Genomic DNA, 13843 nt, shown 5'->3' with positions numbered 1-13843 from the left:
GACTCGTCCTTTGGGGGCTGTGGCGGCGCACGGCCTGCCGCGCGGCGCCGAGGGCCCCCGGTTTCCTCCCCGCGCGCTCCGCCCCCGGTTGTCCGGGCCTTGTTCCTGCCCGGTCCGTGCCGGCGCGAATCGCGCTCTCCGGGCGAGCATATGTCAGACAAACGTGATGTTCTGTTCACATTGACGAAATCGCATCCGCTCGTATACTTCCGGATACATTACAATCCGAGGGTGAAATGGCCGGCTCCGACGAGGCGACTGAGGGCAGCGAGGGCGGGCAGGGCCACCAGGCCTACCTGCGGCTTGTCGACGAGATCCGGCGCGGCGAGCTGATGCCCGGGGCGCGGCTGCGCGAGACCCAGCTGGCCGAGCGGATGGGGATCAGCCGCACCCCGGTGCGCGAGGCGATCCGGACGCTCGAGGCCGAGGGGCTGGTGACCCACCTGCCGCGCCAGGGCGCGGTGATCCGGGTGCTCGACCGCAGCGAGGTGATGGAGCTTTACGAGATGCGCGCCGTGCTGGAAGGGACGGCGGCGCGGATGGCGGCGCGGGCGGCTTCGGAGATCGAGCTCGACGAGCTGGCCAGCGTCAACGAGGAGCTGGCGCGCTTTCCCGACAGCGCCACGACCTACCGGCTCAACCGCCATTTCCACGCCATCCTGCTCGACGCGGCGCGCAACCGCTACCTGATCAAGGCGTCGCAGGCGTTGCAGAAAACCCTGCTGATCCTCGGCCCGTCGACCCTGACCGATCCCGCCCGCGCCGCCGAGGCGGTGCAGGAACATGGCGTGCTGCTCGACGCCCTGCGCGGCCGCGACGGCGCCCGGGCCGAGGCGGCGATGCGGGCCCATATCGAGGCCGCCCACCGCGCCCGGCTGCGCGGTTTCCGCCTGGCCGAGCGGCCGCTCGACGAGGGCTGAGGTGGTGGCTGAAGCGGTGGTTGAAGCGGAGGTCGAAGGGCCGCAGGCGACGGGCTGGGACGTGATCGTCGTCGGTGGCGGCAATGCCGGGCTCTGCGCCGCGCTGACCGCGGCCGAGGCCGGGGCGCGGGTGCTGATCCTCGAAACCGCGCCGAAACCCTATCGCGGCGGCAATTCGCGCCACACCCGCAACTTCCGCTGCCGCCATGACGGCCCGCTCTCGGTGCTGACCGGGCGCTACGACGAGGCCGAGTATCTCGACGACCTGATGAAGGTGACCGGCGGCAAGACCGATCCCGCTCTCGCCCGGCTGGTGATCCGCCGCTCGCAGGACTGCCTGCCGTGGATGCAGGCCCATGGCGTGCGCTTCCAGCCCTCGCTTTCCGGCACGCTGTCACTGGCGCGGACCAATGCCTTCTTCCTCGGCGGCGGCAAGGCGCTGGTCAACGCCTATTACCAGCGGGCCGAGGAGCTGGGCGTCACCGTCGTCTACGAGACCGAGGTCAGCCATGTCGCGCTCGACGGCGACCGGTTCCGCCATGTCGAGGTGCAGATCGGCGGCGTGGCCCGGACCGTCGCGGGCCGGGCGCTGGTGGTGGCGGCCGGCGGCTTCCAGGCCAATATCGACTGGCTGACCCGGGCCTGGGGGCCGGCGGCGGCGAATTTCCTCATCCGCGGCACACCCTATAACCGCGGCCGGGTGCTGCGCGACCTGCTCGACCAGGGTTGCACCCCGGTCGGCGATCCGACCGAGTGCCATGCCGTCGCCATCGACGGCCGGGCGCCGAAATTCGACGGCGGGATCGTGACGCGGCTGGATTGCGTGCCGTTCTCGGTGGTGGTGAACCGGAACGGCGACCGGTTCTACGACGAGGGCGAGGATGTCTGGCCCAAGCGCTATGCGATCTGGGGTCGGCTGGTCGCCGCCCAGCCCGATCAACTGGCCTTCGCCATCCTCGACGCCAAGGCCGACGGGCTGTTCATGCCCTCGGTCTTCCCGCCGGAGACGGCCGACACGCTGGAAGGGCTCGCCGGCCGCCTCGGCCTGCCGCCGCAAAGGCTGGTCGAGACCGTCGCCGCCTATAATGCCGCCTGCCGCGCCGGGCCGTTCCGGCCGACCGAGCTCGACGGACTGGCGACCGAGGGGCTGCATCCGGCCAAGACCAACTGGGCCCGGCCGATCGACACGCCGCCCTTTTCCGGCTACCCGCTGCGGCCCGGCGTCACCTTCACCTATCTCGGGCTCAAGGTGGATGCCGATGCCCGGGTGCAGGCGAAGGGCGGGCCGCTGGGCAATGTCTTCGCGGCGGGCGAGACGATGGCCGGCTCGATCCTCGGCCAGGGCTATCTTGCCGGTTTCGGCATGACCATCGGCACCGTCTTCGGCCGCATCGCCGGTGCCGGGGCGGCCGCCTGCGCAACGGGAGCCGCCGATGCCGCCTGATCCAAGTCTCGACGCCGCGACCGGGGAGGCCCGGCGCCAGGTCGGCATCTGCAACGCCTGCCGCTATTGCGAGGGCTACTGCGCCGTCTTCCCGGCGATGACCCGCAACAAGAGCTTCGCCGGGGCCGACCTGCTGCACCTCGCCAACCTGTGCCACAACTGCCGCGGCTGCTTCTACGCCTGCCAATATACCGCGCCGCACGAATTCGCCCTCAACCTGCCCGCCGCGCTGGCCGAACTGCGCCAGGGCAGCTGGGAGGCCGCCAGCCGGCCGCGCGGACTGGCGCGGCTGTTCCATCGCAGCGCGGCGGCGCAGGCGGCGGTGCTGGTCGTCGCCACCCTGCTGATCGCGCTGGCGGCCGCGCTGCTGCGGCCGGCCGGCGGGCGGGCCTTCTATGCCACGCTGTCGCACGGGACGCTGGTGGCGATCTTCGGCACCGTCTTCGGGCTGGCCCTGCTTGCCCTTGCCGCCGGGCTGCGGCGCTACTGGCGCGACAGCGGCGGCGGCAGGGTGCGGCTGGCCGATCTGATCGCGGCCCTACAGGACGCGGCACGGCTGCGCAATCTCGACGGCGGGCAGGGGCAGGGCTGCAATTTCGAGGCCGGCGACCGCTATTCCAACGCCCGCCGCTGGGCCCATCAGGCCACGCTCTGGGGCTTCCTGCTGTGTTTCGCGGCGACCTGCGTCGCCACCGTCATGCATTACGCCTTCGCCCTGCACGCCCCCTATGGCCCCTTCAGCCCGCCGAAACTGCTCGGCCTGCCCGGCGGGCTGCTGCTCTGCACCGGCACCCTGTGGCTGGCCACGCTCAAGCGCCGGGCCGACCCGGCGCTGGGGGCGACCGGGCTGCGCAAGGGCGAAAGCGGGTTCACCTGGATGCTGTTCTGGACCGGGGCCAGCGGCCTCGCCCTCTATGCCGCCCGTGGTGGCGTCCTGGCAACGCCGCTGCTCATCGTCCATCTCGGCGCCGTCCTCGCCCTGTTCGCGCTGCTGCCCTATTCCAAGATGGTCCACGGCGCCTATCGCCTGGCCGCGCTGACCAGCGAGGCGGCCCGGCGCCGCGCCGCCCGGGCGCATTGAGCGCGATCAAGGCGGCGCGGCCGCGCCGTGCTAGGGTCGCGGCCAGGGACCGAAGTTCCCGGAACAGGAGGCATCAATGTCCGCGACATGGAAAGTCACGGCGAAGCACGCCGAGAACATCCTCAGTTGGGGGATCGAAGCCGCGGTGGAAGAGGGGGTCGATCTGGCCAACCCCGAAAGCCCGCGCGAATATGTCTACGACATCGAGCATGTCGACACCCATCAGAAGAAACGGGTGTTCTCGCATCACCACTTCAATGTCGGCGACCTGATCGACGAGTCCGCCTGGAGCAGAGAGAGCTGAGGCGGCAAGCGGTTCCGGCGCCCCCCGCAGGGTGCGCCGGGGCAGGGGTCAGCCCAGCCGGCGCAGCGACCGGCCGACCCAGCCCGGGGTCGGGTCCAGCACCGCGTCCTTAAGGGCGGCGCGGACCTCCTCGGGGAAGGGCGCCGTTGCCTGCTTGCGCGTGTCGTAATGCAACAGCATGCATTCGAAGGTCGCGCATTCGCGCTCGCCCGACCACATTACATGGCCGACATGCAGGCGCTTGGCATCCGCGTCCAGCACCATGGATTCGATCGACAGGGTCGCCGGCGCCCGGACCTCGGCGACATAGCGCAGATGGGTCTCGAGCGTGTAGAGCGCACAGCCGCTGGCGTCGAAATAGGCGGTGCCGATCTCGAAGCGGTCCTGCAACTTCCATGTCGCGTTGCTGAAGGGGACGAGGTAATAGGCCTCGTTCAGGTGACCGTAGGCGTCGAGCCAGGCTTCCTGAAGCGGCTCTTCGTGCAGGCGGAAAGTCGACATGTTGCCCCCGGATCAGGCGGGTTTCGAGAAGACGACGAGCTTGGTCATCGCCGGGATCAGGGCGTCGACATCGTCGATCGCGAAGCCGATCTTCCTGCCCGCCTCGGTCAGCCAGCCGACCGAGAGCGAGCGCGCCTCGGGCGTGAAGGCCATGTGCTGCAGCTGCCACAGCGCGGCGAGGGCGGGGCCGCGCCGGTCCTCCTCGACCATGAAGTCGTGCACCATCAGCCGGCCGCCGGGGGCCAGTGCCTCGTAGGCCTTGCGCAGCAGCCCCTCGACGTCGTCGCCGGGCACGCCGCTCATCAGGTAGGACATCAGGATCGCGTCCTGGTTGCCCGGCCACTGGACCTCGACCGCGTTGCCGGGGATGTAGCGCACCCGGTCGACCAGGCCGGCCTCGGAGATGAAGCGCCAGCCGATCTCGGCCACGTTCGGGAAGTCGATGATGGTGGCGTGCAGCTCGGGGTATTCCTTGCACAGGCTGATCGTCATCGCCCCGGTGCCGCCGCCGACATCGAGCAGGCTGGTGGCCTTGGCCAGATCGACCTTGCGTGCCAGCGTCCGCCCCGGCCCGAGCGAACCGGCATGCTGGCTCTCGGAATAGACCGAGGCCTGTTCCTCGTCCGTCATCCAGTGCTTGTAGGAGGCGATCGCGTCCTCGGACAGGTCGTCCTTCATCACCGCGTTGAGCTGCAGCAGGAACGGGTACATCTGCTGGTCGATCTGGTAGCGCAGGTAGTCGCCGAAATCGTATTTCGACTGCTTCGACAGGAAGTTCTGGGCCGCGGGCGAGTTCTCGATCTTCTTGTCGTCGCCGATGGTCAGCAGGCCGACGCTGGCCAGCGCCGTGGTCAGCATGACGATGCGGTTGAGCGGGACGCCGATCGCCTTGGCAAGGTCTTCCGCCGTCTTGGGACCATCCGCGAGCGCCGAGAAGAGATCGACATGGAGCCCCGCGAACAGGGCTTTCGAGGCCATGAAGCCGAACGCGATCGACGAGAGGTCTTCCGCGGTCTCGATTGTCTTGTCTCCGGTCGGCGCCGTGTCATGATCCAGCATGCGTTCTTCAATTCCATGTTTTGTGATGTGAAGCCGAGCATACACAGCCGTTGCCGCAGTGCAACATGGCGGCCCGGAGCCCGGGCCGATCCCGGCCCGCGGCAGAGGTCGGGGGGCGTGTTCTCCGCCCGGGGATCAGGCCGGGGCCACCGCCGAGGCGCAGGCTCGGGGCCGGATCGGAACCGGGCGCAGATCGCGACAGCGCCCTGCGCGCATGGTGGCATCGTGGGGCAGTGCGGGGGCGCTGCGGGAACACCACGAAGGGTGCCCCCGCAGGGCCGTCGCCCGGCGCGGCGGTATCGTCCGGCGGGGGGCGCCCAGAGCCCGGCCTCGACCAGCCCGGCCGCCGGGGGCGCCGCCCGCGGGCCTCAGACGCGCTCGAGCGCGACGGCGATGCCCTGGCCGACGCCGATGCACATCGTCGCCAGCGCCCGCTTGCCGCCGGTCCGCACCAGTTCCAGCGCCGCCGTGCCGGCGATGCGGGCGCCCGACATGCCCAGCGGGTGACCCAAGGCGATGGCGCCGCCATTCGGGTTCACGCGCGGGTCGTCATCGGCGATGCCGAGCTCGCGCAGCGTCGCCAGGCCCTGGCTGGCGAAGGCCTCGTTGAGCTCGATGACGTCGAAATCGGCCGGCGTCAGCCCGAGCCGCGCCATCAGCTTCTTCGACGCCGGCGCCGGGCCGATGCCCATGATCCGCGGCGGCACCCCGGCGGTCGCGCCGCCGAGCACGCGGGCGATGGGCGTCAGGCCATGCGCCTTCACCGCCGCCCCGGAGGCGACGATCAGCGCCGCCGCGCCGTCGTTGACGCCGCTGGCATTGCCTGCGGTGACGGTGCCGTCGGGACGCACGATCGGCCGCAGCCTGGCCAGCGCCTCGGCCGTGGTGCCGGGGCGGGGGTGTTCGTCGGTATCGACGACCACCGGGTCGCCCTTGCGCTGCGGGATCGTCACCGGCGTGATCTCGGCCGCGAGCCGGCCGTTTTCCTGCGCCGCCCCGGCCCTGGCCTGCGAGCGTGCGGCAAAGGCGTCCTGGTCGGCGCGGCTGACGCCGAAATCGTCGGCCACGTTCTCGGCCGTCTCGGGCATCGAGTCGGTGCCGTATTGCGCCTTCATCAGCTTGTTGACGAAGCGCCAGCCGATGGTCGTGTCATAGACCGCGTTGGCGCGCGAGAAGGCGGCCTCGGCCTTGGGCATGACGAAGGGCGCGCGCGACATGCTCTCGACGCCGCCGACGATCATCAACTCGGTTTCGCCGGCCTTGATCGCCCGCGCCGCGATGGTCAGCGCGTCCATGCCCGAGCCACAGAGGCGGTTGACGGTGCTGCCGGGCACGCCCACCGGCAGCCCGGCCAGCAGCACCGCCATCCGGGCGACGTTGCGGTTGTCCTCGCCGGCCTGGTTGGCGCAGCCGAGGATGACGTCGTCGACCGCTTCCCAGTCGACCGCGGCGTTCCGCTCCATCAGCGCCTTGAGCGGCACGGCGGCAAGGTCGTCGGCCCGGACCGGGGCCAGCGCGCCGCCGAAGCGGCCGATCGGGGTGCGGATGTAGTCGCAGATATAGGCTTCGGTCATGGTCACAGCTCCGGGGCGATGAGGTCGGCGACGGGGGCAGGGCGGTGCAGCTCGGCCCCGGTCAGGGATTGCAGGTCGTCGAAGGAAATCGCGGGCAGCTTCTCGCGCAGGATGAAGCGGCCGTCCTCGATGTCGACCACGGCGAGCGAGGTATAGACCCGGGTGACGCAGCCGACGCCGGTCAGCGGCAGCGAGCAGCGCCCGACCAGCTTGGGCTTGCCGGTCTTGGTGACGTGATCGGTGATCACCGCGACGCGCTTGGCGCCGTGGACGAGATCCATCGCGCCGCCCACCGCCGGCACCCCCTTGGGGCCCGTCGACCAGTTGGCGAGGTCGCCGGTCTGCGCCACCTCGTAGGCGCCGAGGATGGCGACGTCGAGATGGCCGCCGCGGACCATGGCGAAGCTGTCGGCATGGTGGAAGAAGGCGGCGCCGGGCTTGAGCGTGATCGCCTTCTTGCCGGCATTGATCAGGTCCCAGTCCTCGTCGCCCTCGGGCGGGGCCTTGCCGAAGCCGAGCACGCCGTTCTCGGTGTGGAACACGGCCTCGCGGCCCTCGGGCTGGAACTTGGCGACCATCTCGGGGAAGCCGATGCCGAGGTTGACATAGGCGCCGTCGGCGATGTCCTGCGCCGCGCGCCAGGCGATCTGGGCGTTGGTCAGCTTGTCGGTCATGGGTGATGCGCTCCCGCCCGGTTGAGGGCTTCTTCCTGCTGCGGCTCGGCCACTTCGACGATGCCGTCGACGAAGATGCCGGGGGTGACGACGGCCTCGGGGTCGATGCCGCCGGGGGTCAGCTTGCGGCTGACCTGAACGATGGTCCGTTCCGCCGCCATCGCCATGATCGGCGAGAAGTTCCGCGCCGCCATCCGGTAGGTCAGGTTGCCCATCGTGTCGCCGGCCTCGGCCTTGAGCAACGCGACATCGGCCTTCAGCCAGCGTTCCATCACGTAGTGCCGGCCGTCGAATTCCTCGACCCGCTTGCCCTCGGCCAGGTCGGTGCCATAGCCGGTGGGGGTGTAGAAGGCCGGGATGCCGGCGCCGCCGGCGCGGATGCGCTCGGCCAGCGTTCCCTGCGGCACCAGTTCCAGTTCGATCTCGCCCGAGAGGTATTTCTCGGTGAAGACCCGCGGGTCGGCCGAGCGCGGGAACGAGCAGATCATCTTGGCGACCATGCCCTGCTCGATCATCGCGGCGATGCCGACATGGCCGTTGCCGGCGTTGTTGTTGATGACGGTCAGGTTCTTCGGGCTGCCGGTGGCGAGGAAGCGGTCGATCAGGGCGTGGATCAGCTCGATCGGCGCGCCCGAGCCGCCGAAGCCGCCGATCATCACCGCGGCGCCGTCGGCGATCCCGGCGACGGCCTCGGCCAGCGAGGGTAGTGTCTTGTCCATTGGCGATCCTCCTGGGCGGCAGGCTTAGGCGCCGGCCGCGCGGCTTTCCACGCCCAACGTTCACATCTTGACATTTGTTCGCATCGCGTCGAACGGTGTTCGCATGCCGAACAAACCTGCCGATTTCGTCGCCTCCTTCGCCAAGGGCCTGCGTGTCATCGCGTGTTTCGGGGCCGAGACCCCGCGCCGCTCGATTGCCGAGGTCGCCGCCGCCACCGGCTTTGACCGCGCCACCGCAAGGCGCTGCCTGCTGACTCTGCATCACGAGGGTTACGCCGATTACGACGGCAAGTTCTTCACCCTGACGCCGAAGACCCTGCGGCTGGGGATGGGGGCGCTGGCCTCGCTGCCGCTGCCGCAGGTGGTGCAGCCCTGGCTCGACCAGCTGACCGAGCGCATCGGCCAGAGCGTCTCGGTCTCGATCCTCGACGGGACCGAGATCGTCTATATCGCCCGGGCGGCGCAGCGGCGGGTGATGTCGATCGGGCTGATGCCGGGCTCGCGGCTGCCGGCGCATTGCACCTCGATGGGGCGCATCCTGCTGGCGGCGCTGCCCGAGGCCGAGGCCCGGGCGGTGGTCGAGGCCTCGGACCTGACACCGCGCACCGCCTACAGCCTGACCGAGCCGGACGAGATCATGGCCCGGATCGCCCGGATCGGCGCCCAGGGCTACGCGCTGAACGAGCAGGAGGTCGAGATCGGGCTGCGCTCGCTCGCCGTGCCGCTGCTCGACATGCGGGGCAGGGTGGTCGCGGCGCTCAACAGCGGCATGGCGGTGACGCAGGAAACGCCGGAACAGGTGATCGAACGCTACCTGCCGGAACTGCTGCGGGTGCAGGCGGGACTGCGGCGGGTGCTGCGCTGACGGAGCACGCTCAGGGCCGCGCTCAGGGCCGCGCTCAGGGCCGCTTGCGCCCCTCGGGCGACAGCACCGGCGGCTTGGGCGTGCGGGCGACCTCGTCGGCATCGGCGGTGTAGTGCAGGGCGTAGCGGCCATGGATGAGCTCTTCCGCCCCCTTGGCCGCCAGCGCCTCGGGCGCCAGATCGGCCGCCACCGCCGCGTCAAGCGCGGCGGCGTCGTAGCCAGTGGCGAAGATCAGCCACGGCATCGGCCTGTCGGCGCCGCGCAGCGCCTGTTCGCGCGTCATCGGCGGCGGCGGCACCGGTTGCAGCAGATGCGCCCCGGCGATGCCGCGCAGCTCCACCATCGCCGGCAGCGCCACGTCGGCGAGCCAGCCGCTCAGTTCCGCCGCGCTCCCGGCGGAGGGCTGGAAGCGCAGGGCGACGGCGGCGGCGCCGAGGCCGAAGCCGGCGCTGGCGGTGACATGGCAGAAACCACGAGTCATGCCGCGGAACCGGGGCATGATCGCGCCGGTCCATGCGGTCGGGTCGTTGAGCCGGTCGAGATAGGGTTGCGAGGTGCCGATAGCGGTGTCGCTGACCTCGTAGGTCACCATGTAGCGCGGCTCGGCCGCGGTCGCGATCCAGCGGGTGGCGCGCAGGAAGCCCGGCACCGACAGCCGCTCGTGGAAATGCTCGTGACTGTGCCAGTCGTCGTGATCGGCGGTGTCGCCGTCGATGTCGTAGAACAGCACCATCGCGGCGTCGCTGCGCAGGGCCATCGCCGGTCTCCTCTCAAGATCGCGGCGGAGCTTATCCGCGCGCCGGCCGGCCCGCAACGGCGCCGCCGCGCCGGCTCAGGAGACTGCGTCAGGACACGGCGGCGAAACCGGCGTCGAGGGCGCCCAGGATCGTGGCCGCGTCCGCCTCGCTCAGGACCAGGGGCGGCGACAGGATGATGTTGTTGCCCGAGACCCGGATCATCGCCCCGGCCTCGTAGGTCGCGCGCTGCACGGTGCCGATGGTCTTCTTGTCGATCGGGGCTTTCGCGGCCCGGTCCGAGACCAGCTCGAGCGCCAGCATCAGCCCGTGGCCGCCGCGGACATCGCCAATGACCGCGTATTTCTCCTGCAGCGCCCGCAGCCCGGCAAAAAGCTGGTCGCCCCGCGCCGCCGCGTTGTCCTTGACGTTCAGCCGCTCGGTTTCCTTCAGCGTGGCGATCGCCGCCGCCGCGCCGACCGGGTGGCCCGAATAGGTATAGCCCGAGCCGATCGCCCCCTTGCCGCTGCCGTCGCTCTCGAAGACCTCGGCGACGCCGCCCGAGATCATCACCGCGCCGAAGGGGAAATAGCCGTTGGTGATCGCCTTGGCGGTGGTCATCAGGTCGGGTTGCACGCCCCAGTGGCGCGACCCGGACCAGTCGCCGGTCCGGCCGAAGGCGGTGATGACCTCGTCCGCGATCAGCAGGAGGCCGTATTTCGTGCACAGCTCGCGCACCCCGGGCATGAAGCTTTCATGCGGCGGGATCACCCCGCCCGCGCCCAGCACCGGCTCCATGATGAAGGTGGCGATGGTCGACGGGTCCTGGAACCGGATCTCGTCCTCGATGGCGGCCAGCACCAGCCCGGCCAGCCGCTCCGGGTCGGTCTCGTTGAACGGGTTGCGGTAGGGATAGGGCGCGGGGACGTGGAAGCAGCCGGGCATCAGCGGCTCGTACTGGGTGCGGAAATTGGCGTTGCCGTTGACCGAGGCGCCCAGGGTATGGGTGCCGTGATAGCCCTTCTTCAGGCTGAGGTATTTCACCCGGCCGGCCTCGCCCCGCAGCTTGTGGTATTGCCGCGCGAGCCGCAGCGCCACCTCGACACTGTCCGACCCGCCCGAGGTGTAGAACGCCCGCTCCATCCCGTCGGGGGCGAAGAACGCCTTCAGCATCTCGGCCAGGACGATGACGTTGTCGTTCGTCGTGCCGCGGAAGATCGAGTAGTAGGGCAGCCTGTCGAGCTGGCGCGCGATCGCCTCCTTCACCGGGGCGCAGGAATAGCCCAGGTTGACGTTCCACAGCCCGCCGACCGCGTCGACCGTGCGGTGGCCGTCGACATCGGTGATCTCGACCCCTTCGCCGCCGACGATGATGTCGGGCGGGTTGGCTTGCATGTCGGCAGGATGCGCCATCGGGTGCCAGAGGTGGCGGGCATTGCGTTCCTTGAGGAAATTGGCGTCTTTCATTGCGTCCTCTCGATCATGAAGCGGGGGCGGTTGCGGCGGCCTGCCAGGCCCGCGCCAGCTCGGCGGGCAGGTGGCCGCCGATGGCGTCGGTGATCTGGCTGACGCCGCCGGGCAGCCTGGCGCGGATCTCGGCGCGCTTGGCCGCGGACATGCGGGCGATGGGCACCGCGATGGCAAGGGCGCCGACGACGCCGCCGTCGGGGCCGAAGACCGGGGCGGCGACCGAGGCGACCTCGTCGTCGAAGCCCTTGTCGATGATGCCCAGGCCGCTTTGCCGGGTCTTCGCCAGCGCCGCGTCGAGCCGCGCGGCATCGGTCAGCGCGCCCGAGGCATGGGGTTCGAGCGGGCCGGCGCGCACCGCGTCGCGCAACTCCTCCGGCGCGAAGGCGAGCACGGCCAAGCCCGAGGAGGTCGCGTGCAGCGGCAGGATCTCGGCCTCGTCGAAATGCACCTGGGTGCCGTGCCGGCCGGGATCGGCGTGGAAGACCGGCGACAGCCGGCTGCCCTGGAGCAGCGAGAAATGCACCAGCTCGCCGACCTCCTGCGCCACCCGGGTGACGATCGGGCCGACGACCGAGCGCATCGGCATCGTCGCCTCGCGCACCGCCGTCAGCCGCAGAATCGCCGGCCCGAGACGATAGGCGCGGCTCTGCGCGTCCTGCTCGAGAAAGCCATTTTCGGTCAGTTCGACGAGATGGCGATGCACCGTGGCCTTGTCCCGCCCCGACAGGCGGACGAAGTCGCCAAGTTTCAGCGCCGGGTGAGAGCGCGAGAAAAGGTTAAGCAGATCAAGGGCCTTGGTGATGGTTCCCATGTCGGTTCCGTGGAGCTTCCGGCAGCGTCTGAAATTCGGGTGCTTCAATCGTTGACAGATATTCGTTTCTCTTGCAACAATATTTGAAACCAACGGTTTGAATAATGAACCGATAAGCAGGGAGACCGAAGATGAAGAAGATCCTCGCAATGGCCGCCTTGGCCGTCGCGGCGGCCTTGCCGATGACGGCATCCGCCGAATATCCCGAGAAACCGGTCGAGTTCGTCGTCCCCTTCCCGCCGGGCGACCTCGAGGACGTGCTGACGCGGATGATCGCCGACGCGTTCCAGAAGACCTATGGCGTGCCGGCGGCGGTGGTGAACAAGCCCGGCGGTGGCGGCGGCCCGTTCCCCGGCGCGGCCGAGGTGGCCAAGGCGCCGGCCGACGGCTACACCGTGGGGTCCTTCGTCATCGACGTGCCGCTGGTCGGCCCCGAAGTCGGCATCCCGGCGCTGAAGCCGGACCCGTTCGAGCCGGTGGGCATCTTCCTGACCTATCCCTTCGTCATCGCGACCTCGAAGGACAAGCCCTACAAGACGATGGAAGAGCTGGCCGCCTATGCCAAGGATCACGACGTTGCGCTGGGCCATTTCGGCTCGTTCCTGATCCCGACCCAGGTGACCTTCGCGCTGGCCAAGAAGATGGGCTTCGACTGGGGCTCCGAGGCCGCCTTCGACGCGCTCGACTGCAACACGCTGGCCTCGGGCGATGCCGATGTCATTAACACCACGCTGCAGCTCATCCTGCCCTGCCTCGACAAGGTGACCGTGCTGGCCTCGATCGGCGAGAAGCGCATCCCGCTGACGCCCGACACCCGCACCGTGGGCGAGATCGCGCCGAGCCTCGATCTGCACCTGTGGAACGGCCTGTTCGTGCGCAAGGGCACGCCCGAGGAGGTCAAGGCCAAGATCGCCGCGGTGGCCGAGAAGGTGATGGCCTCGGACGCGGCCAAGAAGCTGTCCGAGAAGACCGGGGCGCTGATCTACTGGAAGGGGGCCGAGGCGGCGCAGGCGCAGATCGCGCATGACCGCAAGTCGCTGGGCACCGTCACCGGCCTGATCGGCAACTGATACCGGCCCCTGAAACCGGCGGCGACCCCGGGCACTGCGCCCCGGGGCCGCCCAAACGGAGCGCGACATGAGCCGTATCAAGACGCTGCAGGACCTGTTCCGCCGCTACCGGCGCCCCGGCGATTTCGTCATCGCCTTCCTCTCCTTCGCCTTCGCCCTGTTCCTGGCGGCCAACCTGCCGTTCCAGACCACCTGGGTCGCGCGCACCAAGCCGGTCGCGCAGCCCGCCTTCTGGCCTGCGGTCGCGATCGGCTTCATGGTCCTGTTCAGCACCCTGCACATGATCGGCGCGCTGGTGTCCGAGCGCATCCCGGGCCGGTTGGCCGAGGTGATCCAGTGGCTCAAGGCGCTGGAATACGTGGCCTGGTTCATGGCCTATGTCATGCTGGTGCCGTGGCTCGGCTACCTGCCGTCGACGCTGCTGTTCACGGTCACGCTCACCTACCGGCTGGGCTATCGCGGCTGGCGCTGGTCGGCGCTGGCACTGCTGTTCGGCGTCGTGGTCGTCGTGCTGTTCAAGACGCTGCTGCACGTCAAGATCCCCGGCGGCGCAGCCTATGAGCTGCTGCCCGGGGCCGCGCTGCGCAGCTTCTTCCTGACCTATCTGTGAAAGGCCC

Annotated in this window: 15 protein-coding genes; 7 read left to right on the top strand and 8 right to left on the bottom strand. The window is 69.8% G+C overall.

Annotation, left to right across the window (positions count from 1 at the left end):
- Positions 1 to 236: 236 nt before the first annotated feature.
- From ACFOES_RS06805 to ACFOES_RS06790, 4 genes are all read left to right on the top strand, one after another.
- Complete coding sequence (locus ACFOES_RS06805; RefSeq protein ID WP_377832445.1) at positions 237 to 920, top strand: GntR family transcriptional regulator; 684 nt, start codon at positions 237 to 239, stop codon at positions 918 to 920.
- A 1-nt stretch (position 921) separates the two neighbouring features.
- Positions 922 to 2364, top strand: coding sequence for an FAD-dependent tricarballylate dehydrogenase TcuA (gene tcuA / locus ACFOES_RS06800; protein WP_377832444.1), 1443 nt, complete (start codon positions 922 to 924; stop codon positions 2362 to 2364).
- On the top strand, positions 2354 to 3445 hold the full coding sequence (gene tcuB, locus ACFOES_RS06795; protein ID WP_377832443.1) for a tricarballylate utilization 4Fe-4S protein TcuB: 1092 nt from the start codon (positions 2354 to 2356) through the stop codon (positions 3443 to 3445). Before tcuA ends, tcuB begins: the two co-directional genes overlap by 11 nt.
- A 76-nt stretch (positions 3446 to 3521) precedes the next feature.
- Complete coding sequence (locus ACFOES_RS06790; RefSeq protein WP_377832442.1) at positions 3522 to 3749, top strand: hypothetical protein; 228 nt, start codon at positions 3522 to 3524, stop codon at positions 3747 to 3749.
- A gap of 48 nt (positions 3750 to 3797) precedes the next feature.
- On the opposite strand, the gene ACFOES_RS06785 is transcribed toward ACFOES_RS06790, so the two are convergent.
- The 5 genes from ACFOES_RS06785 to ACFOES_RS06765 form a co-directional block, all read right to left on the bottom strand.
- Positions 3798 to 4250 carry a thioesterase family protein gene (locus ACFOES_RS06785; protein ID WP_377832441.1) on the bottom strand — a complete coding sequence of 151 codons (453 nt, stop codon included), beginning with the start codon at positions 4248 to 4250 and terminating at the stop codon, positions 3798 to 3800.
- Positions 4251 to 4262: 12 nt separating this feature from the next.
- Positions 4263 to 5309 carry a methyltransferase gene (locus ACFOES_RS06780; protein ID WP_377832440.1) on the bottom strand — a complete coding sequence of 349 codons (1047 nt, stop codon included), beginning with the start codon at positions 5307 to 5309 and terminating at the stop codon, positions 4263 to 4265.
- A gap of 368 nt (positions 5310 to 5677) precedes the next feature.
- Positions 5678 to 6883, bottom strand: a complete 1206-nt coding sequence (gene pcaF, locus ACFOES_RS06775) for a 3-oxoadipyl-CoA thiolase (protein WP_377832439.1) — start codon at positions 6881 to 6883, stop codon at positions 5678 to 5680.
- A 2-nt stretch (positions 6884 to 6885) separates the two neighbouring features.
- A complete protein-coding gene (locus ACFOES_RS06770) occupies positions 6886 to 7557 on the bottom strand; it encodes a 3-oxoacid CoA-transferase subunit B (RefSeq protein WP_377832438.1) in 672 nt (223 codons plus the stop codon).
- The gene (locus tag ACFOES_RS06765; RefSeq protein ID WP_377832437.1) at positions 7554 to 8276 is read right to left on the bottom strand and encodes a 3-oxoacid CoA-transferase subunit A; all 723 of its coding nucleotides are present in this window, start codon (positions 8274 to 8276) and stop codon (positions 7554 to 7556) included. Before ACFOES_RS06765 ends, ACFOES_RS06770 begins: the two co-directional genes overlap by 4 nt.
- A 103-nt stretch (positions 8277 to 8379) precedes the next feature.
- On the opposite strand from ACFOES_RS06765, the gene ACFOES_RS06760 reads away from it, so the two are divergent.
- Entirely contained in the window at positions 8380 to 9141 is a 762-nt protein-coding gene (locus ACFOES_RS06760) for an IclR family transcriptional regulator domain-containing protein (protein ID WP_377832436.1), read from the top strand.
- A gap of 34 nt (positions 9142 to 9175) precedes the next feature.
- Here the strand turns inward: ACFOES_RS06760 and ACFOES_RS06755 are convergent, their stop codons facing one another.
- The 3 genes from ACFOES_RS06755 to ACFOES_RS06745 all read right to left on the bottom strand — a co-directional run bounded on the left by ACFOES_RS06755 (position 9176) and on the right by ACFOES_RS06745 (position 12156).
- Positions 9176 to 9898 (bottom strand): hypothetical protein, encoded by a 723-nt coding sequence (locus tag ACFOES_RS06755; RefSeq protein WP_377832435.1) that lies wholly within the window; start codon positions 9896 to 9898, stop codon positions 9176 to 9178.
- Between the two features lie 88 nt (positions 9899 to 9986).
- Complete coding sequence (locus tag ACFOES_RS06750) at positions 9987 to 11342, bottom strand: aminotransferase class III-fold pyridoxal phosphate-dependent enzyme (protein ID WP_377832434.1); 1356 nt, start codon at positions 11340 to 11342, stop codon at positions 9987 to 9989.
- A gap of 13 nt (positions 11343 to 11355) precedes the next feature.
- Positions 11356 to 12156 (bottom strand): IclR family transcriptional regulator, encoded by an 801-nt coding sequence (locus tag ACFOES_RS06745; protein ID WP_377832433.1) that lies wholly within the window; start codon positions 12154 to 12156, stop codon positions 11356 to 11358.
- A 131-nt stretch (positions 12157 to 12287) separates the two neighbouring features.
- Here ACFOES_RS06745 and ACFOES_RS06740 point away from each other — a divergent pair, with 131 nt between their 5' ends.
- Positions 12288 to 13226, top strand: a complete 939-nt coding sequence (locus ACFOES_RS06740) for a tripartite tricarboxylate transporter substrate binding protein (RefSeq protein WP_377832432.1) — start codon at positions 12288 to 12290, stop codon at positions 13224 to 13226.
- Positions 13227 to 13293: 67 nt separating this feature from the next.
- Positions 13294 to 13836, top strand: coding sequence for a tripartite tricarboxylate transporter TctB family protein (locus tag ACFOES_RS06735; RefSeq protein WP_377832431.1), 543 nt, complete (start codon positions 13294 to 13296; stop codon positions 13834 to 13836).
- Positions 13837 to 13843: the final 7 nt, after the last annotated feature.

The sequence above is a fragment of the Acidimangrovimonas pyrenivorans genome (assembly GCF_042643245.1).
Classification (GTDB): domain Bacteria; phylum Pseudomonadota; class Alphaproteobacteria; order Rhodobacterales; family Rhodobacteraceae; genus Acidimangrovimonas; species Acidimangrovimonas pyrenivorans.
Note: the sequence above shows the minus strand (reverse complement) of the source record. Positions and strands in the feature narration are given on the sequence as shown.

Coding starts and splice junctions, on each gene's coding strand:
- pcaF (WP_377832439.1), bottom strand. CDS start 6,883: ATGACCGAAGCCTATATCTGCGACTACATCCGCACCCCGATCGGCCGC.
- ACFOES_RS06765 (WP_377832437.1), bottom strand. CDS start 8,276: ATGGACAAGACACTACCCTCGCTGGCCGAGGCCGTCGCCGGGATCGCC.
- ACFOES_RS06805 (WP_377832445.1), top strand. CDS start 237: ATGGCCGGCTCCGACGAGGCGACTGAGGGCAGCGAGGGCGGGCAGGGC.
- ACFOES_RS06755 (WP_377832435.1), bottom strand. CDS start 9,898: ATGGCCCTGCGCAGCGACGCCGCGATGGTGCTGTTCTACGACATCGAC.
- ACFOES_RS06780 (WP_377832440.1), bottom strand. CDS start 5,309: ATGCTGGATCATGACACGGCGCCGACCGGAGACAAGACAATCGAGACC.
- ACFOES_RS06735 (WP_377832431.1), top strand. CDS start 13,294: ATGAGCCGTATCAAGACGCTGCAGGACCTGTTCCGCCGCTACCGGCGC.
- ACFOES_RS06760 (WP_377832436.1), top strand. CDS start 8,380: ATGCCGAACAAACCTGCCGATTTCGTCGCCTCCTTCGCCAAGGGCCTG.
- ACFOES_RS06750 (WP_377832434.1), bottom strand. CDS start 11,342: ATGAAAGACGCCAATTTCCTCAAGGAACGCAATGCCCGCCACCTCTGG.
- ACFOES_RS06745 (WP_377832433.1), bottom strand. CDS start 12,156: ATGGGAACCATCACCAAGGCCCTTGATCTGCTTAACCTTTTCTCGCGC.
- ACFOES_RS06790 (WP_377832442.1), top strand. CDS start 3,522: ATGTCCGCGACATGGAAAGTCACGGCGAAGCACGCCGAGAACATCCTC.
- tcuB (WP_377832443.1), top strand. CDS start 2,354: ATGCCGCCTGATCCAAGTCTCGACGCCGCGACCGGGGAGGCCCGGCGC.
- ACFOES_RS06785 (WP_377832441.1), bottom strand. CDS start 4,250: ATGTCGACTTTCCGCCTGCACGAAGAGCCGCTTCAGGAAGCCTGGCTC.
- ACFOES_RS06770 (WP_377832438.1), bottom strand. CDS start 7,557: ATGACCGACAAGCTGACCAACGCCCAGATCGCCTGGCGCGCGGCGCAG.
- ACFOES_RS06740 (WP_377832432.1), top strand. CDS start 12,288: ATGAAGAAGATCCTCGCAATGGCCGCCTTGGCCGTCGCGGCGGCCTTG.